Genomic DNA, 24,032 nt, shown 5'->3' with positions numbered 1-24,032 from the left:
GTATGGGCAAAAAACAGGTTGTTATTTATGGGCTGCTTTTAATTTCTGCGCTGGCTTATGCAGCGCTTGGTTACGCTACGCCACGCCAGCAATTTGTGCAGCTATTTATACTTTATGCTATTGTTTTTGCAGGCTATGTTTATCTTATTAACCAGCGTTTCAGTATCTGGCAGGGCATTGGCGCTGCCATTACTTTCAGGCTGATTTTGCTGTTTGCCGTGCCAGCCCTTTCCGATGATTATTTCCGGTTTATCTGGGATGGGCGATTATTAATGGCTGGCGAAAACCCTTACCTGCATCTGCCCTCTTTTTATTTTTCTGCTGAAGCGGCTCCTGTTCCAGGCATTACACAAGCACTTTTCCGGCAACTCAATTCACCGGATTACTACTCCGTTTACCCTCCTGTAGCGCAAGGCGTTTTCTGGCTGGCCGAAAAATTAGCTGGTGGCAATATACTTGCAAGTATAGTTACGATGCGGGTAGTGTTGCTGCTGGCCGATGCAGGGAATATACTTCTGCTACTGAAACTGCTCCGCAAAATGGGCCTGTCGGATAAGTCGGTGCTGCTGTACGCCCTGAACCCGCTGGTTATACTTGAGCTAACCGGCAACCTGCACTTCGAAGCACTGATGCTGTTTTTTGTGCTGCTGGCATTATACTTACTGCACTATAGGCGCTACCTGTGGGCAGGTGCGGCATTAGGGCTGGCTATTGCTACCAAATTGCTCCCGTTTCTTTTTTTGCCATTTATACTTCGCAGGTTAGGTTACAAAAGGTTTATTGGTTTTGCAGCTATACTTGGGCTCGTACTCGTGCTGGTTTTTCTGCCGCTGGTTACTCCTGCCGTTATCAGCCATTTCTTCCAAAGTATAAATCTATACTTCCAGCGTTTCGAGTTTAATGCCAGTATTTATTACCTGCTCCGCTGGGTTGGCTTCAGGATTTCGGGTTATAACCAGATTGCTGTTATCGGGCCGTTGCTTTCTTTGGCTACATTGGTGATAGTGCTAAGTATGGCTGCTGTTAAAAAGCTGGGCTCTTTGCGAAGATTGGCAGGCTATATGGCAGCCGCCCTTACAATTTATCTGTTTCTGGCTACAACGGTGCACCCCTGGTACATCACTACGCTTATAGCACTTACAGCCATGAGCAATTTTCGCTACGCCGTAGTGTGGTCGGGGCTTGCCTTCCTGAGTTATGCCAACTACCGCACCAACAATTACCACGAAGACCTGGCACTGGTAGCCCTTGAATATACCATCGTTTTTCTGTGGGTTTTGGTAGAGCTATACTTATACCGCCAACGCCAGAAACAACCGAACTTAGCTGAGTGAAACAAAGCTGCTTTATACTTATAGACCTGTATTATATTTTCACTATATTGTATTTAGTCTTTTTGGCACAAGAATCAGACTTGACTGCTTCTAGCCATAGTTTCACCGAACTATAACTTCCAGCTATGACCATTAAACCACAGAAGCTGTTTAAACTAGCTAATGAAGAAAACCAATCGGGTAATAAGCGTACCAAAGCAACCAAAATTAAAGCCTGAAGCAATTTACCATCTAACAAGCCCCCTAATTATACTTCCTACACCCTAAACAAACTTCTTTCTCATGAAAAAACTTTTTACGCTTATACTACTGTTTACTGCCTCCCACTGCATGATGGCCCAGACGATAGACGGAGCAGCCGTAGTTCGATACTTCGAACTCACAGATAGCCTGAAGCAGGGAAAATCCATTAGCCCTACAACCTGGAAAGCTTTTCTGAACATGGAAGGAAACAGGCTTTACATCAAAAACATGGCCCATACCGATGCTTTCCTGGAGCGGTACAGAAAGACGATGGAGATTGTGTACATGCCCAAGAATGACAGTATACTTCAGAAAAGGTTACAAAACTCGCAACAGAATTACCTCACTTATACCATCCATCAGTACAAAGCCAACGAGCACGCTTTACGCCAATATTTTGCAGGTATAACTTCTGATAAACAGGCTTACCTCGCTGCCATGTACGAGAAGTGCTTTACCATGCTCCCGAAAAAATTGCAGAACCAGAAGCCGGAAACCACTATTTACTTCATCGCCTTGGATAACGATGCTGTTGCTCAGAGCGGAAATCTCATCCTTAACCTTTGGGGCAGCTACAACTTTGATAAGATAAAGCCTGGCATTTTAGCCGGACATGAGATACACCACCTGCTTTGGGAGCCTAAAAAGTATGACGTTGCTGAAAAAGACAAAAGCCTGTTTTATATGCTGAATTTGCTGATGAACGAGGGTGCACCCGACCTGATCGACAAGAAACTTACTTCCTCGCCGGGTATGCCGGAAGAGATGAAATTTGGTGAATACATGCTGCAGGCAGGCCAAAAAGCTTTACCAATGGTTGATGAAGCCATCAGAAATATCTCGGCAGGAAACAAAAACTATAGCAATAACGAGATCAGGCAACAGGTTACAAGTATGAGCGGACACATTCCGGGCTTTTACATGGCTGATATTATCGAGCGGAATGGCTTGCGTGAAAAACTCGTTAAAAATATCCAGAACCCTTTCCAGTTCATTTATCTTTACAACAAGGCAGCTAAAAAAGACAAAACCAAACCTTTTGTTTTCTCCGATCAGGCCATTGCATACCTGAAAAAAGTAGAGGCTGCAGCATCGCAACACAAGAATTAATAATACCGCAATATGCACATTATTATCCCGGACGATTACCAGGATGTTGTCCGCACACTTGACTGCTTTAAACTACTTGCCGGGCACGAAGTAACTGTTTACAACGAAACGGTTACAGAAACTGAGGAATTGGCCAGGCGCTTTGCTACAGCAGATGTGCTGGTGCTGACCCGCGAAAGAACCGCTATAACGGAAGCATTGCTTTCGAAACTGCCCAATCTGAAGCTCATCAGCCAGACCGGCAAAATAGCAAACCACCTCGATTTGGATGCCTGCACCAGGCATCATGTTGCCGTAGCAGAAGGCGTTGGCTCGCCGGTTGCGCCTGCAGAACTGGCCTGGGCACTTATCATGAATGCCGCCCGGCAATTGCCACAAGCCATTCAAGCCATGAAAGAAGGTAAATGGCAGGTAAATATCGGCAGCTCTATAAAAGGCAAACTGACAGGCATCTGGGGCTACGGAAAAATCGGAAAGCGCATAGCGGCATACGCCAAAGCTTTTGAAGCGGATGTTATAGTTTGGGGCAGCGAAAGCTCAAGAAAATTAGCCGAAGCAGACGGGTTTATGGTTGCAGCCAGCAAGCAGGATTTCTTTTCGCGGGCTGATATTGTGAGCCTGCATTTACGACTTACCGAGACTACCAAAAGCATTGTGAAAGCCAATGACCTGGCCCTGATAAAACCGGAGGCAATACTGGTAAACATCAGCCGTGCAGAACTGGTTGAAGAAGGTGCGTTGGAAGTTGCGCTACAAAATGGCCGTCCTGGTTTTGCTGCGCTGGATGTTTATGAATCTGAACCAATCTATGATCAGAACCATCCGCTGTTACAAATGCCAAACGTAATCTGCACGCCTCACCTTGGCTACGTTGAGAAGAACAGCTACGAGTTATACTTCCGCAAAGCTTTTGAAAATATCATCTCTTTTGCCGAAGGCCAACCTGCCAATATTGCCAACCCTGAGGTTTTAAAAACTGCTCCTTTCTAAATTGGTGTAGAGATAAACCACTTCTATTAAATCAGCTAAAACAGAGACCTTGCAGTATACACAGCTCCTGCGAGTGTCTTGCTTATAGTTGCCGTAGTCCAACCACCCCCAACCCCTCCTTATCCAAGGCGGGGAGCTCAACTGTTCTTTGTAAATATTCTGTTTAACATTTATCTTCTAGGCTTTGATCAGGCTTTTCGCCTCGCCGGCTGGGCCTCACTTTTCTCTTTGATGAGAAAGTCTAAAAGGGGCCCCTGCACCCCTGTAAGCAAAAGAATCAAGACAATTCGTTTATCGAGGGCCCCTCCCCCCACTCGTTGAACGCTCAAACATCGAATCGTCTTGGGTGCACTTCGAAAAGCTATTGCTTTGTAGTTCCTGTTGCATAACCGCCTGCGAAGAAGTGTCCTTTCCAGTCCTTGGGTTGAGCGCCTTCTATTGTTGCGGTGCCCGCAAGGGCAGCCCGCAGCGGGGCGAGGAGCAGCTTCAATAGACAGCGCGATGCCCGAGGACGAGCCCTCGCGGGCTTGGAGCGAGCCAAAGCAACTATAAAACAGCAGGCAAGTAAAGCTCCCAGGATTAGAGATAACTATGGAAGTATAGCTTAATTAAAGCCAGTATAAACCTCAGCTATGAAACTATACCAGATTTCTCCTAGTGTCGAAACAATATCCGAGTTACTCTCCAATATCCCGTAACGGTGCCATCAGGAAATCATTTAATGGTTTTACAGCTTTGAAAGAATCCAACACTACATTCATAAAATCAGGGCTTAACACCAATTTATCATCTATAGGCATAATGGCATTCCAGCTTTTGTGGCGCAGGTATGCTATGGCAGGGTTATCCTTTTCATAGCCTTTGGGTGTGGTTTTAAGCTGTTCCCCTGATATATTTCCAAACCTGGTTTTAAACTCCGGCTTCTGAAGTATACTTTCAAACTCATCAAGGCTGTAATCAATTTCCTGGCGTACGGCTTTTAGTTGATCGGCTGGTGGCATCCAAAGCCCGCCGGCTACAAAAGAGTTATTGCCGCTGGCCAGGTGCAGGTAGTAGCCCGGAAGTATAGATTTCCGGCCTCCTTCCGCTATATAAGCTCCAAAATGGTCTTTATAAGGGCGCTTGTCGTTGGAGAAACGCACATCGCGGTAAATGCGGAATACCAGGTCTTTGCCTTGCTGCCCGTAAGCAACTGGTTCAAAGTCCTGCATCTGTTTCAGCATCTCATCCAGGAAAGCGATGTAGTTTTTGCGGGCAGCGTCGTACTGCTTTTTATTTTCATTAAACCATTCGCGGTTATTGTTCTGCTTCAGGTCGGTTAAAAAACGGAGGGTAGCTTTATCTATAGTTGCAGCCATGTAGCTTTTTGCTTATCAATTATTTTATATTCTGGTTGCCGGTAGGCATATACTTGTTTTAATAGCAATCAGGTTAGCTTTGTATACTTTGGGTTCGGTTGCATTGTTCGTTTCTTTTTGTAATCAACCTGCTCCAGTCAGCTCGCTTTCCTGCAGCTTTTCAGGACTCAATTTCGATTAAAGAATCCGCTTACCTATGTGTAGCTTTTAACGTTTTGGCAATTGGCTTCTGCATTCTTGTTCAGGCCAGAGCAGCCCGAAAGTATACTTCCAATATAACTTAAAGTACGAACAGTAACCTACATACTTTATGCAAAACTAGACCCTAAGTAGCTCAATCTTCCTGCTAATTTATACTTATAAAGCTACAGCAAAAATCAAGCTTACCCCTTTTCTTAAGAAGGCAAACTTAGCAGCTGCAGGTTTTGTTTTAGTTTAAGAGGTTTGGCTTGCTGTAAGCCCCGTCATGCGTCCATATTTTGCGTAGTAAAAGAAACTGTTGTTTACACTCTCTGCTATGTATCGCATTTTAATGCTTTTATGGTTGCTGCCGGTAATTCCGGCTGTACAGGCGCAGGATGTGGCCGGGAAAGTTTCTGTTTATATTGCTCAGAAAGAGCGCATGCAACAGGCATTGTTTCTTTATCAGCGACTTGTAGATACGAATAACTGGCACACTTTTCCTGTAAACCTGAAACTGCAATCCGGCGATACCAGCCGGTATATTCTTCCGTTGCAGGAGAATCTGTTGCAAACCGGCGACCTTAGTTTAGACAATGCCACCCAACAACCAGCTTTTACAAACGAAATAACGCGGGCTGTGCGCCGGTTCCAGGAGCGGCATGCTTTAAAGGCCGACGGAATTATCGGACCGAAAACTATTGCAGCTCTCAATATAACACCCGAACAGCGCCTTGAGCAATTGAAGTGCAGTTACGACGACTGGATAGCAGCTACCCACAACCTGAAGCAACCCTACCTTCTTGTAAATATTCCGGATTATACTTTGCAGGTAATTGACAGCAACAAGACCGTGCTAAAAATGCGTGTAATTGTGGGCAAAAAGGATCATCAGACGCGGGTAGTAAAAAGCGAAATGACTACCGTGGTTTTTAACCCATCCTGGAATATACCCCGCTCTATAGCAGCCAAAGAAATATTACCTATTTTAAAGCGTAACCCCGGCTATTTATACAAGAAACGCATGCAGCTTTTCCAGCCCTCACCAACTGGTTTTGTAAGAACCAACCCCTGGCGCGTTAACTGGAAGAAAGTAACAGAAGATACCTTTAACTATAAAATTGTGCAGCGGCCCGGAAGTATAAATGAGCTCGGAAGAATTAAATTCCTTTTCAAAACAAATGTAAACCAATACCTGCATGATACCCCGGATAAAGATCTGTTTAAGTATGATAACCGCTCTTTCAGCCATGGCTGCATACGTCTGGAGCAACCTATGGCGCTTGCTGATTACCTCCTAAAACACAGGTCTGGTTATTCAGATAAAATGATCGCAAAATTTAAGACTGATGGTATTCCGGATCATTACATCAGGGTAAAAAAATCCATGCCTTTACTTATTGCTTACCAGACTGCCTGGGTTGATGATAACATGCGGGTGCAGTTCAGGGAAGATGTGTATGGTTTTGAGCGCGGCGAAAGGGAGCATGTACTGGTAGAGTAAACTTTTATACTTGTGCCTTCAATGGTTATCCTGGTTCAACCACTCTTCAGGGTTTTCTAGATCTTCCAGATAATCCACATCGGAAAGGTGCGGCAATAAAGTATAGTTTACATGCAGCCGCTGCAGATCTTCAATTGTTTCCGGAAAAACCTGCTTGGTGCTCCAATGTTTATTTCTGAAAAGTTCAGGGTATAATCTGTTCATGCCCAAGAGGTAATAACCTCCGTCCAGTGCAGGGCCAATTACTACAGCATGTGATTTCAGTTCTTCAAAAGCGCGCTCTATAATTTCCTGTGTCAGTTGCTGGCAATCGCTCCCGATTATGACCACTGAAGTATAACCTTCGGTAAAAGCTTTTTCGAAAGCAGCTGCCATTTTCTCACCCAGATCACCGGCCGGTTGCAGCTTTTTCTGGTATACTTTATCAGGCCACATGTCCTGCAGTTCCACTTTATCAGAGTAGTATACCGCTTTATCTACAGAAAGCTTTTCGGTAACAGAACGGGTATGCTGCAGCAGGTGCAGGTAAATTTCAAGAGCAGTTTCGGGGCCAACGGTGGCAGCAAGCCTGGTTTTAACTTTGCCTAATTCCGGGTTGCGCACAAACAACAATAGCAAGCGCTTGTCAGTCATATACTTTTTCTCCTTCCTGCAGCCACATGCCCCATACTTTTGAATAGGCATGTACTTTATTTGTAAGGCCACTGCTGTTGTATACGGGATAAGACTGGTTCACCCATTCAAAGATGCCGCCATACAAATTATAAACCTGCCTGTAGCCTGCCGCGCGCAGCTGCTCTCCTACCCGCTCGCTGCGGTAACCTACCGAACAGTAAACTATAACCCGCGCATTTTTAGGTATACGCTCCAGTTTACCCACATTAAAGGAATCATAATCTACGAACTGCGAGCCAGGCAAATGGCTTACTTTATACTCTGCGTAAGTACGCGTATCCAGCAGTACAACCGGCTCTTTCTGCTGCAGTTGTTTGTATACGTTTACTGCACTTATACTTGGCACAGTATTTTTATACAGCCCTTCCAGCATCAGTTTATACGCCTTATCTGTAGTTTGCCCGCAGGCCTGCTGCGAAAGCATAAGCAGGGTGAAGATAAAGTATAAAAATAGATGCATGTAAAGTATAAAGGTTACTTATTTTAAGGTTTCGCCGCCGCAACTGGACCCGGACCCGGCTGTACAGCCATAGCAATGCTGGTTTAAAACGATTGAGCGATTGTCTAAACTTGTCAGGTCAAAATCACGGATGTGCTGCGATACAGAATGCTCTACATTTAACGCCAGCATCTGGTTAAAGTCGCAGTCGTACAAATAGCCATCCCAACCAACCGAAATGGTGTTCCGGCACATTGCATTGGCAGCTGCGGCAGGGTTAAAAGCTGTTACCAGTTTTTCCATATAACTTTCAAAATTGCCACTCTCAACCAGGTAATCCAGGTAGCGGCTTATGGGCAGGTTTGTGATGCAGTAAAGGTTATTAAACTCAATGCCATAGCTGCTCCGCAACCTGCGCTTAAACTCGCCCTCCAAAGATTTCTGGCTACCCGGCAAAAAAGCACCCGAAGGGTTGTAGACCAGATCCAGCGTCAGGCCGGTTCCCGCCATGCCATAGCCTGCTTTGTTCAGCATTTGCAGCGCTTTTACTGATTTTTCAAATACACCTTCGCCACGCTGCGCATCGGTGCGCGAGGCCGAAAAGTATGGCAAAGACGAAACTACCTGCGCATTGTGTGTTTTAAAAAACTGCGGCAGGTCGTGGTACTTTTTATTGGCAAGTATAATGGTTAGGTTGCAGCGCACAATTACCTGCCGATTGAGTTTAGAAAGTTCTTCCACAAACCACCGGAAGTGCTGGTTCATTTCGGGCGCACCACCTGTAATATCTATCGTTGTAATCTGCGGAGCCAATAACAGCGCATCCAGACATAGCTGCATTGTTTCGCGCGACATCATTTCCTTTCGGTCGGGGCCGGCATCTACGTGGCAATGCCTGCATACCTGGTTACACATTTTGCCCAGGTTTACCTGCAGTATAGTTGTTCCGGTTGGCTTGAGTGGGTAAAGACCATGCGCCAGCAGCTTTTCCGCAAAATCGGGGAAATGTGTGCCATTTTGTATGGGTTGCTGTAACACCTCCAACTGGTAAGCCGGGTTGCCAAACTGATGCTGCAACCCCTGTAAAGATTTAACAGAAGCGGCCATAGTTACATGGTAAGCTCCTTAATCTTATTCATCATCTGCACGCCATGCACCAACGCTGCGCCGCCTTTTATTGCCGCAGCCACATGCACGGCCTCCATCATCTGGTTTTCGTTGGCGCCTTTCTGCAAACAATCCGAAGTATAGGCATCAATGCAGTAAGGGCACTGCACGGCATGCGACACCGCCAGGGCAATCAATGCTTTTTCGCGTTCTGTAAGGGCGCCTTCCTTGAAAACCTCGCCATAGTAATCAAAGAATTTCTTGCCCAGTTCAGGTTGTAATTCAGTTATATTACCAAATTTAGAGAGATCGGCCGGGTTGTAGTAGGATGATTTTTCCATAAAGGAGAATTGAAAAAGTATAAAACAGGTACGAACAGGAAGCAATGCCGGATTGCGGCCATACTTACTGCTACCTTAAAGTATAAAATAAAAGTATAAGCTGCCAGATAAGTATAACAGCAGCCGAAGCGATAGGTTTACAAAAGCTCAAACAGGAAAAACAAAGGCGGGGCACGCAGCAACACCTCCTGCAGGTAATGCTCAAACGGCCTTAGTATGGATTTAGGGAAAGTACGGAATGTATATTCGTTCAGAAGTATAGTGAGCAGTTTACGTTTCAGGCGACTGCGTGCAGGCAATCTGTTCAGCGCTTTCTTAAAGTCTTCGCTGCAGTCTACATCACTTTTTACTTGTAATAAACTGATGCAATCCATGCAGGAATGTAACCTGTAAGAATAAATGGTCAGCTCCTGCAGCACATTGGCGCTCTGCCAGCTAAGCATAGAAAAAGATTCCGGTTCAAAGCTGTTAATATGCAACCCGATCAGGTAAACGCCACCATCAGTAGCAGGCCCCAGCACTATATTGTGCTCATTCAATTCCTCGTTCGCGCGTTGAAGATTAGAAACCCTGAGTGTGGGGCAATCGCTCCCAATGCAGATAACCCGCTGATACCCTGCCTCGAACACGGCAAGAAAAGCATTTGCTAAGCGTTCGCCAAAAGTATTGCCCTGCTGCTGATCTGAAAGTATAGTTACTACCGGCAAGCCCGAAGCTGCAGCTACCCGGGCAGTTTGTTTGAGTAAGGCTTTGGCTATCTTAAAGTTTATACGTTCCTGTTCCTCAACAAACGATTTATACTTTATTTCCTCGGCAGGGGCATGCGCGAAAAGTAAAATGGCGATATCACTTGTGGATGCTTCCAATTAAAACGCTTCAGGTTAAAGTTGTTTATGCACAATCCTATTTCACTTACCGAGAACTGTTATGTTGAGCAGCTTTTGGGCAAGATAGCGATTAAAAGCTGATATCAAAGCTCAGAATCTGAGAAAATTGACTGTATACCTGAAATTTTAGGATTTTATTTCACCCATTACAAATAGCTGCTCCAGGGTTGGGTTTATACTTCCACCGGTAGGCTCCAGGGTAATAGCAAACGCCTGTGCAGATTGTATGGCTTTCATTTGCTGTAATGTAGCTTTGCCTTCTTCCATTGTCAGCATGCCGGCATCTATTGGTTTGCCGTTATCCAAAGCCCAGAGTTGGTACTGTTTGCCGGCTGGTGGTGCAGGTAACTGCAGTATATCCAGGTATACTTGTTGTTGCGTAGGGTTCCAGTATACCATTACGTTGGCATCAGGGTGGGCCTCAACGCCCTGTAAATGTACAGGTTTGTAGTTAGGGTTGCGCATAATAGTCAGCAACTGCTCCTGCTGCTCCATTTTAAGCGAAGCCGTGTTATAGTTCTGTGCCATTTGCTGCTCCGATGCCAGTGCCAGTGCCAGCCTGCTTTCTGCCTGCTGCCACTTGTTATAAAAATTGTAGCTCAGCAAACCCGATACTAAAAACAAAACTATACTTGCCGCAAACATCCATTTATAAGCTGATGTTTCCTTCTCTTCAGCACCTGCATACATAGGTACCACAGGAGTCGTAAACTCAGTTTCAGCTGTACTTTGTTCTTCGTGCAGGTTCTGTGCATCATTTTGGGCAGCTATTGTTTCCAGTATCCTGGTTTTCAGCGCTGGGTTTGGCTGTACGGCGTACTGGGCAGCATAAGCTTCCATGGTCGCGCAGGCCTCGTCCAGGGCAGCACGCACTTCCGGCGACGATGCAGCCACACGTTCCACCTCCTGCTGCTCGGCTTCGGTTAATCCGCCGGCAGCATAGAGTTCCAGAATTCCTGACGCTATATAATCTTCGTTATGCACGACCTTTAAATAGTTTTCCTAATAATTTAATGGCACTTCTTGCTCTTGTTTTTACAGTACCGAGCGGGATGTTAAACTCATCGGCAATCTCACTTTGGGTAAGGCCTTCAAAGTACATCAGGTCGATAATCTGCTTTTGCTCAGGGTTAAGCTGCTCCGTCAGTTCCCGTACACCTATGTGCTCCGGTTTAAAAGCATCTGAAGCAAATTCGGGTCGGTAGCCGGTAGGTAAATCACGTGTTGCTTCACTTACGCGGTGGTGTTTCGACCGGATTTTATCAATAGCTAAGTTTCTGCAGATGTTGATCATCCAGGTAAACAAACGGCCCTTAGATTCATCATAACTCTGAAACGAATTCCATATCTTCACAAAAGCTTCCTGCAACACATCTTCTGCCACTGCTTCTACTTTTACAATCTGCAACACCACACCATACAACGTACTACTGTACATATCATACAACAACGATACAGCAGCTGCATCTCTGGCACGCAGGCGCGCTACCAGTTCTTCTTCCGTTATAGTATGTGTATGCTCGTTCGACAAAAGTGTATGCGTTCTGGCCTAAGCTTATTTAAGAGTACAATATTAACATTAAAATTAACTTGGAAAACTTTAGGCTAAACTTGTTTTGATTAAAAATGTTTTGGATAAGTTTTGGTGCGGCAGTTACACAATAGCCGTAAACAGATTTTTGCAGACACTGCGTATATTTACTTCACATTCCTGACATAAAACGATGGCAATACAATCTATAAATCCGGCAACCGGCGAAGTGGTAAAAACCTTCCAGGCGCATACTTCTGAAGAGGTTTCTCAAAAATTAAAAGCTGCCAACGAAGCATTCCGAAGCTGGCGAAACACCAGTTTTGAAGATCGGGCGAAATATATGCAGCGCTGCGCCGAAATGCTGGAAGCGCAAGCCGAAAAGTATGGCCGCATTATTACGCTGGAAATGGGCAAGCCCCTGAAAGATGCTATTGCCGAAGTAAAAAAGTGTGCCACAGCCTGCCATTATTACGCGCAGCACGCAGCCGAATTTCTGAAAGACGAAGAAGTGGAAACCAAAGCATCGCGCAGCCTAATCGCGTACGAACCACTTGGAGTTATACTTGCCGTTATGCCCTGGAACTTCCCGTTCTGGCAGGTTTTCCGGTTTGTAGCCCCTGCTCTGATGGCTGGCAATGTGGGTATACTTAAACACGCCTCCAATGTGCCACAATGCGCTTTGGCTATAGAGGAGATCATCCGTAATGCCGGTTTCCCGGAAAATGTATTTCAATCGCTGCTGGTTGGGTCAAAAGAAGTTGATGCGATTATTGAAAACGATATTGTAAAAGCCGTAACCCTGACAGGCAGCGAAGCGGCGGGCTCTAAAGTAGCAGAAAAATCAGGGCAACAGATCAAAAAAACGGTACTGGAATTAGGTGGCAGTGATCCTTTTATTGTGCTCCACGATGCCGACCTGGAAGAAGCCGCTACTTTTGCAGTGCGATCCAGGATGGTAAACACCGGGCAAAGCTGCATTGCTGCCAAGCGTTTTATTATAGTTGAAAGTATAGCCGATGCTTTCCTGGATAGGATGAAAGAAAAAATGGCCGCCCTGCGCACCGGTAACCCCCTGGAAGAAGATTGCGATTACGGCCCGATGGCACGCAAGGACCTGGCAGAGGAACTGGAAAAGCAGGTTCAGGAAAGTATAGCCAAAGGCGCAACCATAGTTTTAGACGGTGGCCGCGAAGGCAAAGACACTGCCTACTTTAAGCCCATGATCCTGAAAGATGTAAAGCCCGGCACACCCGCTTACGATGACGAAATGTTTGGCCCCGTAGCCAGCGTAATCATTGCAAAAGATGAGCAGGAAGCTATTCGTATTGCCAACGACCACCGTTACGGCCTGGCTGGCTCCATCTGGACGAACGATAAAGAACGTGGCTTAAAACTGGCCCGGCAGATAGAATCGGGTGCTGTGTTTGTAAATGCTATGGTAGCTTCATCGCCCGAGATGCCTTTTGGCGGCATCAAGAAATCGGGTTATGGCCGTGAGCTTTCCTATATCGGAATCCGGGAGTTTGTAAACCAGAAAAGTATCTGGATTGGATAAGTAAAAGTATGCTGGATCGCTGAATACAAAAGTATAAATTCACTTGTGCAGTGGCCTAGCAATACCCCATCAGCTTATACACGATGTAGCCGGTTATTTCATGTATGAGCAAATGCCAGCCTTCGAAAGCATCAGCACTTGGTATAATAATTTCGTCGGGTGTAAAAGCTCTTTCTTTTCCGTAAAAATCGGCGCTGAAGGTATCTGCCTGTACGCCGGCTTTGCGGAAACAGCCTTCGGAACGGCGCATGTGGAAAGCAGATGTTACCAGCAGTAATTTCTTCAGTTCCGGGTGCTGTTTCAGGAAAGCTGCTGTGTTTAAGGCATTTTCGCGGGTATTGCGGCTGTTGCCTTCTGTGTAAATTGCTTCTTCGGGTACGCCTGCCATCAGCAATACTTTTTCTATCTGCTCTGCCTCGGGTATACCTTTGCCCAGCACTTTTCCATCGCCACCGGTAATTATAAACTTTTTGATCTTGCCTAGCCTGTAAAGTTGCAGCGGGTGCAGAAAACGGTCTGCTCCTTTGCTGGTATGCACGCGGTCAGGTATATCTTCCCGGTATCGGGTAACGCCGGTAAGTATAATAGCGGCATCGTAATTTTTTACCTGGTTCATCGGCACTGCTCCTATTTCCCAGGCGCGCATGGCTTCATTTTCCAGGAAAGGATTCGAAAACAAGAGCAACAAACCTGTAGCAGCCAGCAGGAAGGTTCGTTTCAGGGAAGGTCGCTTAATAAAAATAGCCAATAACAACAACGCCAGAACCCACACGAGCGGCATCAGGAAAAGCTGAAGTAGTTTTGAAAGTATAAAGAACATGCAGACAGATCAAATGACAAGCCTCAGCAGCAGGAAACCAGCACTAACATTTTTGTGCAGCCTGATTTTCTTGGGAATAAGTTTAGTGGCTAAAGCAGGAGCAAATTAACTAAAGTATAGCCAATACCGCAACGTACAAACGTAGCTAAAAAAACCGCCGGAACACCCAGAGCAATAGCGAAAAAAGTATACTTAGCAGCAACATACTTGTAATGGGCGCATAAAACCGCATGTTCTTACGCTCTACCCTGATATCGCCGGGCAGGTGGCCAAACCAGCTAAGCTTGTCGCCTGCCAGCCAAACCACCAGGCCAATTACAACTATAACTACCCCGATAATAACGATATACTTCCCTGTTGGCATAGGCTTACATCATTTAATGGATTGCAAAGTATAACCAGGTTTTGCTAAAAACCTAACCGGGTGCCAACAGAAAAACTCATTATATCCCATGGGCCAAGTGTTGGGTCTTTAAATGCCGATGTTACGATAAGGTCATACGTACCGATTTCGCTGTAAAGGCTGACTTCTTTGATCTTGCTGTTATTTATACTTCGGTTTAAAGAAGCTCCGGCGGCACCTGTTATACGCAGGCTGCTGGTCCACCAATAATAGTCTTTTGTAGGGTAAGAGCTGTCCCAGGAGGTAGAAACCTGGTCTCTGAAATAATAGCTAAGCCCCAACCCAACCCGCAATGGAGTTATACTATACTTCTCATCTATCTGCACTTTCCTGAATGGTTTGTAAACTCCTTTTATAGTTAACAGGTGCAGTACTTCCTGGGCATCAAATTTCGGCACAATGCCATAAAGCAGTTCTGTATTTATTTTATCGTGTATAAAGCTATAACTGGCGCCTCCGGCAAACATACCTATGTTACCGGCAAACTGCAGCGTTACCCCATCGGGCGCATACCACTTGCGTTTTATGGGAGCGGTAGCGCTATCACCTGACCACTGCCCCAGGCTATTGTAAGAGATCCCCAGCATACTTACCAGGATCAATAATATTCTTATGTTCATCTTTTGATACGCTAAAACTTAACACGCTTAAACGTCACATTCTGGCCGATTACAGTAAACACCACATATTCCTTTTTCTCGGTAGCACCAGACTCCAGGTAGGGCACTTTGCCATCAAAAGGAAAATAATAATCGAAGCTGTGGTTATGGCCGTGCAACGAAAAACGCACATTATACTGGCTCATTAATTGTATGTAGCGCACTGCTTTTTCGCGCCCGAACTCCGTATTTTTTGGCGGGATGTGCGATAACACAAATACATTATCAAAATCAGCAGAGGCTTTTAACTCATTCTCCAGCCAATCCAGGTCAGGCACGGTTTTAGCAAACTCCAGGTAATTGGTGTTTAACAGTATAAATTTATTACGACCAACCGTAAAGCTGATATCGAATTTGCCATACATGGCCTGAAAAACCTCTTTGCCGTTATTGACAACATCATGGTTACCAACTACAGCCACATAAGGCATCTTCAACCGCTTCAGGTCGTCGTGCACCAGTTTAAATTCCTTTGCCAGACCAAAGTCAGTTACATCGCCACCAAGCAACAGGAAAGCAGCTTTTTCATTTTTATTTATTTGCTGCACTAATTCAGAATTTTCTTCATAAAAACCCTGCGAATCGGCAGTTAAAATAAAACGGAGTGTATCAGTGGGGGAAAGTGGCAGCGCCTGTATTTTCCCGATGTTGCGCTGGTTTATATTCTTTTCATCCTTATCGAGGCGCACCTCATAAGGGCTGTATTCAAATTCTTCGCAGGCCTGCAGACTTAACAGGAACACAGCCATAAACAAGGCCTTAAGTATAAATCGGGGTTTGTATAACGTTTGCATATCATAAACTCAACAATTACTATTCTATAGTATACTAACTCAAGTACAAAAAATTGGTTGTACGCAATTTGCATCACCATTTTATCAGAGATCTTTAAAAACTATATATACCGCTTAAAAAGAGCTATTTAATTTAATATAGCAGTATTCATTTTTTCTTAAACAAATTTTAAAATGGCTACTAAATATTATTTAAATACAATTTACTACGACACAACTCTTATACTATACTTATACTTTATCTAACATTAAAAGGGAAAACTGAAAGTATAAACTGGCTGGTTGAGTAAATACTCGCATGGCTTTTACAAAGTATAAACCATAATATTCGGAATATATATATTGATCAGTTAGGCCGCCTAAAACAGGTATTTCAGGGTTCGGATTTAAGGTACAAAAGCCGTAAATTTGAGTTCTGTTGGAATTCTAAAACCCCGAAAAGCTTGAAAGTTTGTATTGCTGAAAAACCAAGTGTAGCCCGTGAGATAGCGATGGTAATTGGTGCCAAATCTAAAAAGGACGGCTATTACGAAGGCAACGGCTACCAGGTAACCTGGACCTTCGGGCACTTCTGTACCTTGCGCGAGCCCGACGATTACCGCCCTGAGTGGAAACGCTGGAACCTGCACGACCTACCAATGTTACCCGAGCGCTATGGCATTAAGCTAATGAAAGACAGCGGCGTACAAAAGCAGTTCCGTATCATTCAGCAACTGCTCGATAATGCAGAGGAAGTAATAAACTGTGGTGATGCCGGGCAGGAAGGAGAAGTGATTCAGCGCTGGGTTTTAACAGAAGCCAAGTATAGAAAACCTTTTAAACGCCTCTGGATATCTTCGCTGACAGAAGAAGCCATACGTCAGGGTTTTGCCAAACTGCGCGAAGGCTCTGAATTTGATTCGCTTTACCAGGCGGGTAAAAGCCGTGCTATTGGCGATTGGCTTCTGGGCCTGAATGCTACCCGATTGTTTACACTGAAGTATGCGCAGGGCAGCCGCCAGACGTTGTCGATAGGCAGAGTGCAAACGCCAACACTGGCCATGATCGTGAACCGCCACCACGAAATTGCCAACTTTGTGCCGCAACCATTCTGGGAGCTTAAAACCATTTACCGCGACACTACTTTCTCCAGCACCAACGGCCGTTTTCAGAAAGAGGAAGAGGCTCAAAAAATAATGGAGGCCATCCGGCAGGAAGAGCTCACAATTACTGATGTTGAGACAAAAAAAGGTTCTGAATCGCCACGTTACTTATTCGACCTGACCTCGCTGCAAATTGAGTGCAACAACAAATTAAGCATGTCGGCCGACGAAACCCTGAAGACCGTGCAGAGCCTGTACGAGAAAAAAGTGGTTTCCTATCCGCGTGTTGATACCGTTTTCCTTCCGGATGATATTTACCCCAAGATACCAGGTATACTACAGGGCCTGAGCAACTATAACCAGGAAGTAGCGCCATTGCTGCAAAGCAAGATCCGCAAAACCAAAAAAGTATTTAACAACAACAAGGTAACCGACCACCACGCTATTATACCTACTGGTGCAGCTGCCGGAGGTTTATATGGCCGCGAGGGTGATGTATACGATATTATTACCCGCCGCTTTATCGCCGCTTTTTACCCGGATTGTATAGTAAGTAATACAACAGTAATAGGCGAATCAGCGGGTTATACTTTCAGAGTAAGGGGCAAACAGATACTGGAGCCCGGCTGGCGTGTGATCTATGGCGCTGAGGACATAAAACCGGAACCCACAGGCAAGGAAGGCGAAAACAAAGAGGAAGAAGAAACTGCTGGTGTACTGCCGCATTTCGATAAAGGAGAACATGGCCCGCACCAGCCGCTTCTCGATAAAAAAATGACCAACCCTCCGAAAGAGTATACCGAAGCTACCCTGCTGCGCGCCATGGAAACTGCCGGTAAACAGGTGGAGGATGAAGAACTGAAGGATGCCCTGAAAGAAAACGGCATTGGACGGCCCTCTACCCGCGCTGCCATTATCGAAACCTTATACAAGCGCCAGTACATCCGAAAAGACAAAAAGAAGATCGTGCCTACCCAAATGGGCATCGACCTGATTGGCGTAATTAAAAACCAGACCCTTAAATCTGCCGAGATGACCGGGCAGTGGGAACGCAAGCTGCGGCAGATAGAAGGCGGCGAGTTTAAAGCCGAAGCATTTTTACAGGAGTTGCAGGCCTTTGTGGAGAGCCTGGTGCAGGAAGTAAAGTATGATCGGTCTGTAGTTACCATGGAGCCGCAGCAACAGGAACAGCCGGCAGCCAAAAGCAAAGCCGCACCTAAGGCTGCAAAAACGGAAATGGCAAAAGCTGCCACGCCTGCACAAGGCCTTGGTTCCTGCCCGGCCTGCAAGCAGGGCCGTATATTAAAAGGCTCTAAAGCTTTTGGTTGCAGCCGCTACAGTGAAGGTTGCCGTTTTTTGCTTCCCATTACCCAACAAGGCAAAGACCTTACAGAAAAACAGGTTACGGCATTGCTAAGCAAGGGCAAAACACCAACTATAAAAGGATTTAAAACGGAAACCGGCGAAAGTTTTGATGCAGTGCTTAAGTTAGATGCCAGCGCCCAACTTGTGTTTGAAAAAGCTGAGAAAGCACCGGCCGCCGACCCGTTTGCGCAGTGCCCGCGTTGCAAACAGGGGCCTTTGCTCAAAGGTAAAACAGCCTACGGTTGCAGCCGTTTCCGGGAAGGTTGCGAGTTTAAAGTTCCGTTTGAAATGGGCGGAAAACAGATTTCCGAAAAGCAGATAGCCACGCTACTATTAAAAGGCAAAACGCCGAAGATAAAAGGCTTTACTTCAGCTAAAACAGGTAACACCTTCGATGCTGCCCTGATTATAAACGAACAAGGCCAGATCGTGTACCAGTTTGATTAAAAAGAAAGCGGGCAAGTATAAATTTATACTTGCCCGCTTAGCTTATACTTGTGTAAAGTTCTATTCTATACTTACTTCACCGTAAAGTTAACATCCTGCGAAGTCACATTAGTACGCTTGTCGGTAGCCTTAACTGTTAGTATATAGCTACCTGGTGTTACAGTACCTAATGATACCAGCGTATCAAACTCGATCACATTCTTTTCCGGAAACTTTTTAAAGGTAAAAAGGTCTTTTTCACTGGTTGTACCGCGTACGGTAAACTCCATATCCTTCACCTTATCTTTGTCTACAGCAGTAATATTAACGCGCAGGCCCTGGGTGCGGGTAAGCGACTGGTTACCGGTTGGTGCATTAATAGTTACGCTTGGGTTTGAGCCATCAGGTTGCAGGCTTCCATCCTCAAAAAGATCCTCACAGGCCGTTAGCATTAATACGGCTACCACAGAGGCCAGCATTGTTTTCAAATTCATACTATAGTTTGGCTAAAAATTGTAATCGTTATCTGGAAAAATACACCAACAGAGCTTAATTAAATTTAATTCAAAAACTACTCAACTTAAATTTCAGCAAATAAACTCCGCTAACGCGCTGCTAAATTACTCACATAAAAGCATTTATAAAACAACTTCAGAAAAAAAGTTATATTTTCTACAAAAACACTACACCAAAAAAGTTATAAATAAAATCCACATATTCCTCCTTAAAGGCATTTACTTGCAATATTACTCTGACTAAAATGCCAAATCAAGAGATTAAAGGCAATAGTAAGTATACAATTTATCTTTCATTTAACAGGTACACTTAAAACAAACACTTTATTGTTCCACACCAGAACGCTTTTCAATCCGGATTTTCTGATTTAAACACCACAACTTCAACTAGCAAGAGTAACCAAATTGATAACCTCCTGCTGAACATGCCGTAAAAAAAGCAGCACTTTGGGTGCCAAATTATGTATTACTAAACTATAAAGACCTATGAGAAGCTATGAGAACTCGGGTTACAACCCATTCAATGAAAATCAACGATCGGAAAGCAGGGGCTCAGCCCGAAACTATTATTCAGATGAATTTGACTTAACAAGCGGCCGTACCAGAACTGCCCACGGCAGCCAGAACTACGGCAACAGAACCGGTGATTTTGGCTCTGGACGCGATAGTATGGCATCGTCTGGTTACGGTGGCACTTCTTCCTACGGTCGTGGTACATCTAACTACGGCGACACAGACTATAACTCACGTTACGGTAGCTCCGATTATGGCTCACGTCATAGCGGTGGCTGGGGCAGTTCAGGCAGAACCCGCGACAGCTGGGACAATGCAGGCAACCGTATTGAAAATGCCTGGGAGCGCACCAAAGACCGCGTTTCAAATGCCTGGGACAGAATGACAGATGACGACGATGATAACAGAAGATCATCTTACAGAAGCTATGGCTCAGGTTACAGCAGCTCGCCTGGCAGCTACAGAGGTTCTACTTATGGTAGCACAGGCTATGGCAGCACAGGCTCTTCTTATGACCGCGACCGCACGGGTTATGGCAGCACTAACTATGGCACTTCTAACTATGGAAGTGGCTATAGCTCAGGCAGCCGCTATTCATCAGACTACGACAGAGACAGAGACCGCGGTTTCTTTGACCGTGCCGGCGACGAAGTAAGATCATGGTTTGGTGATGAAGAAGCCGAACGCCGCAGAAGAATGGACGAAATGGAAGATAGAAGACATGACAGCGATTATAACCGTTACGGCAGTTCTTCGTCTTATTCAGGCAGCACCTATAGCGGCCCTCCTTATTCTTATGGTTCTTCATCCAGAAGAGACTACGAATGGTAAACTTAGCAGCTATTAGTTATAACTGATAGCGGTAAGCAATAACATATTATAACTTACACAATCGCCTGGTAATTTTTGCCGGGCGATTGTGTTATAATGCCATCTTTAAAATATGTTTATGCTTTAAAAATGTATTAATTATTGCCTTTTCAGACTATAAATTTGCCACCTCTGTAATTACTTTTTTACCTTTGGAAATGAAAAAAACGATCCTACTCTTAACATTTACCCTATTTGCAACTGCTGGCTTTGCGCAGCAGCTTGGTATTAAGGCTGGTGCCACTTACAACAACTTTAAAGGCAACGATGCCAAAAATTATGACTACAGGTTGGGCTACACAGCAGGCCTGATGCTGCAGCAACATATTACTGATTTAGTGGGCGTGCAGGTAGAAGCACTGTATACTTCAAAAGGTGCACAACTTGAGGCCACTTCATCAAGCGGTATTAAAACAGAAGATAAATTCAGGCTGAATTATGTAGATGTGCCGGTATTGCTGCACGTATCGGCTGGCGGCCTTTTCTTTGATCTTGGCCCACAGGTTAGCTTTATTGCCAAGGCACGCCGTGTAAGCGAAATTACTTCTGCCAATGGCAATACTACCACTACCGTAGAAACAGACATTACAGACCATCCGTACGGTGTTGATTTTGCTTATGTAGGAGATATTGGTTACCGTGCCGGCAATGGCTTCGGCATTGAGGCCCGTTATGCCGGAGGTCTTAAAAAGATAGATGATGAAGGCCCGTTTGCAGGACGCCAGCGCCGTAATTCAACCATCTCACTTATGCTTAGCTACCTGTTTAACTAACAGAAAACAGTATAAATCAAGACTGAAAACAATAAAAAAAGCCCCGGCCAAAAACCGGGGCTTTTCTGTGTTTACTTTTAACTCGAACAACCAAATTAATCACAGCTGTAAACTTTATACTTACCCGATCTGCTCCACATCAGACCAGGTCACTAACTGAAATAACAATTTCAGACTATGCACTAAGAGGAGGCAACCTCATCAGTTGTTTCCTGCACAGTGTTATATATGCGCTCGTAACGCTTAAAAGTATCAATGTTCACTTTCAGGTCGCGCAGTAAGCCTTCTTTAATATCATATACTAAGCCATGCAACTTAGGAGGGTTATCAGATAACATGGCATTCTGGATGATAGATGTTTTAGAAAGATTGTGCACCTGCTCAATCACGTTCAGTTCTACCAGGCGGCGCAGGCGTGCATCTTCATCAGAGACACTCAAAATCTCATCTTCGTGCAAGCGAATTACATCTTTGATGTTACGAAGCCAGTTGTCTATCAGGCCAAACTGTTTGTTACTGGCAGCCGCAGCCACACCGCCGCAGCCATAGTGCCCGCAAACTATAATATCTTTAACCTTCAGTACTTCCACCGCATACTGTAACACCGATAGCATGTTCATGTCTGTATGAACCACCATGTTAGCAATGTTACGGTGCACAAATAATTCGCCTGGTCCTGTGCCAGTAATTTCACCTGCAGGCACACGGCTGTCTGCGCAACCGATAAACAGGTAACGTGGCTGTTGTCCTTGAGCCATTTTAACAAAGTACTCACTATCCTGGGCTAGCTTCTCTGCAACCCATTTCTGATTGTTCTCAAATATTTTTTCCATATATGATTATACTTCGGTTTATTAAATTTTAATTGATTTACTATTTTTGAATGATGTTAATGCATTCCCAAAGCTACTACTTCGGGCACATTTTTTACCTCTACCATAATATTTCGCTCATGGGCAGTTTGCTTAAATTCCTGTATCGCCTCCAGCACATCGTAGTCAATAAACTCTGAGTTCTCGCCATCAATAATTACGTGGCTGTTACCAGGCAAATGTTCCAGAGTAAGTATGATACTGGCTTTGTTCAGGAACGAAACGTGCTCACTTAATTTAATACGGATAACATCTTTATCTTTCTGCTCCTCTTTATGGTAGAAGTATGGCGATTTATAGTTAGCCTTCAGAATATAGAATACCCCGATTGCCAGACCCACACATATACCAACAAGCAAGTCGGTGAAAAGTATAGCTATGATGGTAACTATAAACGGAATAAACTGCTCCGATCCAAGTTTTATCTGCGCTTTGTATAAGGCCGGTTTTGTAAGCTTAAAACCTACCATAAGTAACACTGCAGCCAGCGCCGATAGCGGCACCTGGTTCAGGAAGCCAGCCAGCAATACTACCGATAAGAGTAAAAACACGCCATGCACAAAACTTGAGACCTTAGTTTCGCCGCCTGCGGCAATGTTAGCTGTACTACGTACAATTACTGCCGTCATGGGCAAACCACCTACCAGGCCGCTTAAGATATTACCCACACCTTGTGCTTTCAGTTCGCGGTTAGTTGGCGTGCGGCGCTTATGCGGGTCCAGTTTATCTACTGCCTCTACACTCAGCAATGTTTCCAGGCTGGCCACTATGGCAATAGTAAATGCCACCACATACAACGACGGGTTGGTTAAAGCACTAAAATCAGGTAAGCGCAACTCGTTGCCCAGGTCCTGTATGCCTGAAATAAGCGGAAGGTTAACTAGATGCGTATTTGCAACGGCAAGTGCAGGGTAAAAATTAATGAACAATGCATTAATGGCAACCGATACAAGCACAACAATTAAAGCGCCAGGCACAAATTTAAACAGCTTAATGCGCTTAAAGGCAGGAGTATCCCATAGCATAAGTATAACCAGCGATACCAAACCAATCAGGAATGCGCCCAGGTTTATAGCTGAGAATGCATGTCCAATTTCTGAAAATGTAGTGCGTCCGTCAGGCTGAAAGAAATTCATTTCTCCGAAGAAATCATCATCGGCACCTAAAAAGTGCGGAATCTGCTTCAGTATAAGTATAAGGCCAATGGCAGCCAGCATACCCCGAATTACCGACGACGGAAAGTATAAACCGATAACACCAGCTTTTAAAAAGCCCAGCACAACCTGAAGTATACCTGCCAGCACAACTGCCAGCAAAAAAGCCTCATAAGTTTGCAGGGTCTCGATACCATTAAGTACTATAACAGTCAGTCCGGCTGCAGGGCCGCTTACACTCAGCTGCGAGCCACTTAGCCACGACACCACCACACCTCCGATTATACCGGTAATTATACCTGCAAAAAGCGGCGCCCCCGATGCCAGTGATATACCAAGACAAAGCGGCAAAGCTACCAGGAAAACAACCAGGCCTGCCGGTATATCTTTAGCCAGGCTGGCAAATTTTGTAGATGTATTTGTATCCGATCTCATATTTTAATCTTATTAATTCCGGCCTCCGCCCTGCCCTATTATACTATCAGAGCAGGGACAAAAACCAGAGTTCTCACCTTATGCCAACAAAAGT

24 protein-coding genes are annotated in these 24,032 nt (G+C 45.0%); 8 read left to right on the top strand and 16 right to left on the bottom strand.

What is annotated here, in order from left to right; all coding sequences use genetic code 11:
- Window positions 1–2: 2 nt before the first annotated feature.
- The 3 genes from LWP20_RS13535 to LWP20_RS13525 all read left to right on the top strand — a co-directional run bounded on the left by LWP20_RS13535 (window position 3) and on the right by LWP20_RS13525 (window position 3,677).
- Complete coding sequence (locus LWP20_RS13535) at window positions 3–1,334, top strand: MptA/MptB family glycosyltransferase (RefSeq protein ID WP_242928688.1); 1,332 nt, start codon at window positions 3–5, stop codon at window positions 1,332–1,334.
- A 282-nt stretch (window positions 1,335–1,616) separates the two neighbouring features.
- Entirely contained in the window at window positions 1,617–2,687 is a 1,071-nt protein-coding gene (locus LWP20_RS13530; protein WP_242928687.1) for a DUF5700 domain-containing putative Zn-dependent protease, read from the top strand.
- 12 nt (window positions 2,688–2,699) lie between these two features.
- On the top strand, window positions 2,700–3,677 hold the full coding sequence (locus tag LWP20_RS13525; protein WP_242928686.1) for a D-2-hydroxyacid dehydrogenase family protein: 978 nt from the start codon (window positions 2,700–2,702) through the stop codon (window positions 3,675–3,677).
- 361 nt (window positions 3,678–4,038) lie between these two features.
- Here the strand turns inward: LWP20_RS13525 and LWP20_RS18265 are convergent, their stop codons facing one another.
- Window positions 4,039–4,167, bottom strand: coding sequence for a hypothetical protein (locus LWP20_RS18265; RefSeq protein WP_262914598.1), 129 nt, complete (start codon window positions 4,165–4,167; stop codon window positions 4,039–4,041).
- Between the two features lie 187 nt (window positions 4,168–4,354).
- Complete coding sequence (locus LWP20_RS13520; RefSeq protein WP_242928685.1) at window positions 4,355–5,035, bottom strand: DUF2461 domain-containing protein; 681 nt, start codon at window positions 5,033–5,035, stop codon at window positions 4,355–4,357.
- Window positions 5,036–5,552: 517 nt separating this feature from the next.
- Between LWP20_RS13520 and LWP20_RS13515 the strand changes: the two genes are divergently transcribed.
- Window positions 5,553–6,719 carry a L,D-transpeptidase family protein gene (locus LWP20_RS13515; protein ID WP_242928684.1) on the top strand — a complete coding sequence of 389 codons (1,167 nt, stop codon included), beginning with the start codon at window positions 5,553–5,555 and terminating at the stop codon, window positions 6,717–6,719.
- Window positions 6,720–6,737: 18 nt separating this feature from the next.
- On the opposite strand, the gene LWP20_RS13510 is transcribed toward LWP20_RS13515, so the two are convergent.
- The 7 genes from LWP20_RS13510 to LWP20_RS13480 form a co-directional block, all read right to left on the bottom strand.
- Window positions 6,738–7,352, bottom strand: coding sequence for a TIGR04282 family arsenosugar biosynthesis glycosyltransferase (locus LWP20_RS13510; RefSeq protein ID WP_242928683.1), 615 nt, complete (start codon window positions 7,350–7,352; stop codon window positions 6,738–6,740).
- On the bottom strand, window positions 7,345–7,854 hold the full coding sequence (locus tag LWP20_RS13505; protein WP_242928682.1) for a rhodanese-like domain-containing protein: 510 nt from the start codon (window positions 7,852–7,854) through the stop codon (window positions 7,345–7,347). Before LWP20_RS13505 ends, LWP20_RS13510 begins: the two co-directional genes overlap by 8 nt.
- 18 nt (window positions 7,855–7,872) lie before the next feature.
- A complete protein-coding gene (arsS, locus tag LWP20_RS13500) occupies window positions 7,873–8,940 on the bottom strand; it encodes an arsenosugar biosynthesis radical SAM (seleno)protein ArsS (protein ID WP_242928681.1) in 1,068 nt (355 codons plus the stop codon).
- 2 nt (window positions 8,941–8,942) lie between these two features.
- On the bottom strand, window positions 8,943–9,281 hold the full coding sequence (locus LWP20_RS13495) for an arsenosugar biosynthesis-associated peroxidase-like protein (protein WP_242928680.1): 339 nt from the start codon (window positions 9,279–9,281) through the stop codon (window positions 8,943–8,945).
- Window positions 9,282–9,418: 137 nt separating this feature from the next.
- Window positions 9,419–10,147, bottom strand: a complete 729-nt coding sequence (locus LWP20_RS13490) for a TIGR04282 family arsenosugar biosynthesis glycosyltransferase (RefSeq protein ID WP_242928679.1) — start codon at window positions 10,145–10,147, stop codon at window positions 9,419–9,421.
- A 147-nt stretch (window positions 10,148–10,294) separates the two neighbouring features.
- Window positions 10,295–11,152, bottom strand: coding sequence for an anti-sigma factor (locus LWP20_RS13485; protein WP_242928678.1), 858 nt, complete (start codon window positions 11,150–11,152; stop codon window positions 10,295–10,297).
- Window positions 11,145–11,699, bottom strand: coding sequence for an RNA polymerase sigma factor (locus tag LWP20_RS13480; protein ID WP_242928677.1), 555 nt, complete (start codon window positions 11,697–11,699; stop codon window positions 11,145–11,147). Before LWP20_RS13480 ends, LWP20_RS13485 begins: the two co-directional genes overlap by 8 nt.
- Before the next feature lie 193 nt (window positions 11,700–11,892).
- Between LWP20_RS13480 and LWP20_RS13475 the strand changes: the two genes are divergently transcribed.
- Complete coding sequence (locus tag LWP20_RS13475) at window positions 11,893–13,257, top strand: NAD-dependent succinate-semialdehyde dehydrogenase (RefSeq protein WP_242928676.1); 1,365 nt, start codon at window positions 11,893–11,895, stop codon at window positions 13,255–13,257.
- A 55-nt stretch (window positions 13,258–13,312) separates the two neighbouring features.
- Here the strand turns inward: LWP20_RS13475 and LWP20_RS13470 are convergent, their stop codons facing one another.
- The 4 genes from LWP20_RS13470 to LWP20_RS13455 all read right to left on the bottom strand — a co-directional run bounded on the left by LWP20_RS13470 (window position 13,313) and on the right by LWP20_RS13455 (window position 15,933).
- Window positions 13,313–14,077 carry a YdcF family protein gene (locus LWP20_RS13470; protein ID WP_242928675.1) on the bottom strand — a complete coding sequence of 255 codons (765 nt, stop codon included), beginning with the start codon at window positions 14,075–14,077 and terminating at the stop codon, window positions 13,313–13,315.
- A gap of 145 nt (window positions 14,078–14,222) precedes the next feature.
- The gene (locus tag LWP20_RS13465) at window positions 14,223–14,441 is read right to left on the bottom strand and encodes a DUF2905 domain-containing protein (protein ID WP_242928674.1); all 219 of its coding nucleotides are present in this window, start codon (window positions 14,439–14,441) and stop codon (window positions 14,223–14,225) included.
- A 44-nt stretch (window positions 14,442–14,485) separates the two neighbouring features.
- Window positions 14,486–15,100, bottom strand: a complete 615-nt coding sequence (locus LWP20_RS13460; protein WP_242928673.1) for a hypothetical protein — start codon at window positions 15,098–15,100, stop codon at window positions 14,486–14,488.
- 11 nt (window positions 15,101–15,111) lie between these two features.
- Window positions 15,112–15,933, bottom strand: a complete 822-nt coding sequence (locus LWP20_RS13455; protein WP_242928672.1) for a metallophosphoesterase family protein — start codon at window positions 15,931–15,933, stop codon at window positions 15,112–15,114.
- Window positions 15,934–16,376: 443 nt separating this feature from the next.
- On the opposite strand from LWP20_RS13455, the gene LWP20_RS13450 reads away from it, so the two are divergent.
- Entirely contained in the window at window positions 16,377–18,827 is a 2,451-nt protein-coding gene (locus LWP20_RS13450) for a type IA DNA topoisomerase (protein WP_242928671.1), read from the top strand.
- Between the two features lie 71 nt (window positions 18,828–18,898).
- Here the strand turns inward: LWP20_RS13450 and LWP20_RS13445 are convergent, their stop codons facing one another.
- Complete coding sequence (locus LWP20_RS13445; RefSeq protein WP_242928670.1) at window positions 18,899–19,300, bottom strand: Ig-like domain-containing protein; 402 nt, start codon at window positions 19,298–19,300, stop codon at window positions 18,899–18,901.
- Between the two features lie 507 nt (window positions 19,301–19,807).
- Between LWP20_RS13445 and LWP20_RS13440 the strand changes: the two genes are divergently transcribed.
- Both LWP20_RS13440 and LWP20_RS13435 read left to right on the top strand, forming a co-directional pair.
- Window positions 19,808–20,665: an SWFGD domain-containing protein gene (locus tag LWP20_RS13440; protein WP_242928669.1), complete on the top strand. Its 858-nt coding sequence runs from the start codon at window positions 19,808–19,810 to the stop codon at window positions 20,663–20,665.
- Window positions 20,666–20,862: 197 nt separating this feature from the next.
- Window positions 20,863–21,477, top strand: a complete 615-nt coding sequence (locus LWP20_RS13435; protein WP_242928668.1) for a porin family protein — start codon at window positions 20,863–20,865, stop codon at window positions 21,475–21,477.
- 182 nt (window positions 21,478–21,659) lie between these two features.
- Here the strand turns inward: LWP20_RS13435 and LWP20_RS13430 are convergent, their stop codons facing one another.
- Window positions 21,660–22,310: a carbonic anhydrase gene (locus tag LWP20_RS13430; RefSeq protein WP_242928667.1), complete on the bottom strand. Its 651-nt coding sequence runs from the start codon at window positions 22,308–22,310 to the stop codon at window positions 21,660–21,662.
- 56 nt (window positions 22,311–22,366) lie between these two features.
- Window positions 22,367–23,938, bottom strand: coding sequence for a SulP family inorganic anion transporter (locus LWP20_RS13425; RefSeq protein WP_242928666.1), 1,572 nt, complete (start codon window positions 23,936–23,938; stop codon window positions 22,367–22,369).
- Window positions 23,939–24,032: the final 94 nt, after the last annotated feature.

The organism is Pontibacter vulgaris (genome assembly GCF_022758145.1).
Taxonomy (GTDB): Bacteria; Bacteroidota; Bacteroidia; order Cytophagales; family Hymenobacteraceae; genus Pontibacter; species Pontibacter vulgaris.
This window is presented reverse-complemented; position numbering and strand designations above follow the sequence as displayed.

What these genes read in the sequence shown, in the direction of transcription:
- LWP20_RS13535 (WP_242928688.1), top strand. Translation starts at nt 3, where the DNA reads ATGGGCAAAAAACAGGTTGTTATTTATGGGCTGCTTTTAATTTCTGCG.
- LWP20_RS13530 (WP_242928687.1), top strand. Translation starts at nt 1,617, where the DNA reads ATGAAAAAACTTTTTACGCTTATACTACTGTTTACTGCCTCCCACTGC.
- LWP20_RS13525 (WP_242928686.1), top strand. Translation starts at nt 2,700, where the DNA reads ATGCACATTATTATCCCGGACGATTACCAGGATGTTGTCCGCACACTT.
- LWP20_RS13520 (WP_242928685.1), bottom strand. Translation starts at nt 5,035, where the DNA reads ATGGCTGCAACTATAGATAAAGCTACCCTCCGTTTTTTAACCGACCTG.
- LWP20_RS13515 (WP_242928684.1), top strand. Translation starts at nt 5,553, where the DNA reads ATGTATCGCATTTTAATGCTTTTATGGTTGCTGCCGGTAATTCCGGCT.
- LWP20_RS13510 (WP_242928683.1), bottom strand. Translation starts at nt 7,352, where the DNA reads ATGACTGACAAGCGCTTGCTATTGTTGTTTGTGCGCAACCCGGAATTA.
- LWP20_RS13505 (WP_242928682.1), bottom strand. Translation starts at nt 7,854, where the DNA reads ATGCATCTATTTTTATACTTTATCTTCACCCTGCTTATGCTTTCGCAG.
- arsS (WP_242928681.1), bottom strand. Translation starts at nt 8,940, where the DNA reads ATGGCCGCTTCTGTTAAATCTTTACAGGGGTTGCAGCATCAGTTTGGC.
- LWP20_RS13495 (WP_242928680.1), bottom strand. Translation starts at nt 9,281, where the DNA reads ATGGAAAAATCATCCTACTACAACCCGGCCGATCTCTCTAAATTTGGT.
- LWP20_RS13475 (WP_242928676.1), top strand. Translation starts at nt 11,893, where the DNA reads ATGGCAATACAATCTATAAATCCGGCAACCGGCGAAGTGGTAAAAACC.
- LWP20_RS13470 (WP_242928675.1), bottom strand. Translation starts at nt 14,077, where the DNA reads ATGTTCTTTATACTTTCAAAACTACTTCAGCTTTTCCTGATGCCGCTC.
- LWP20_RS13465 (WP_242928674.1), bottom strand. Translation starts at nt 14,441, where the DNA reads ATGCCAACAGGGAAGTATATCGTTATTATCGGGGTAGTTATAGTTGTA.
- LWP20_RS13460 (WP_242928673.1), bottom strand. Translation starts at nt 15,100, where the DNA reads ATGAACATAAGAATATTATTGATCCTGGTAAGTATGCTGGGGATCTCT.
- LWP20_RS13455 (WP_242928672.1), bottom strand. Translation starts at nt 15,933, where the DNA reads ATGCAAACGTTATACAAACCCCGATTTATACTTAAGGCCTTGTTTATG.
- LWP20_RS13445 (WP_242928670.1), bottom strand. Translation starts at nt 19,300, where the DNA reads ATGAATTTGAAAACAATGCTGGCCTCTGTGGTAGCCGTATTAATGCTA.
- LWP20_RS13440 (WP_242928669.1), top strand. Translation starts at nt 19,808, where the DNA reads ATGAGAAGCTATGAGAACTCGGGTTACAACCCATTCAATGAAAATCAA.
- LWP20_RS13435 (WP_242928668.1), top strand. Translation starts at nt 20,863, where the DNA reads ATGAAAAAAACGATCCTACTCTTAACATTTACCCTATTTGCAACTGCT.
- LWP20_RS13430 (WP_242928667.1), bottom strand. Translation starts at nt 22,310, where the DNA reads ATGGAAAAAATATTTGAGAACAATCAGAAATGGGTTGCAGAGAAGCTA.
- LWP20_RS13425 (WP_242928666.1), bottom strand. Translation starts at nt 23,938, where the DNA reads ATGAGATCGGATACAAATACATCTACAAAATTTGCCAGCCTGGCTAAA.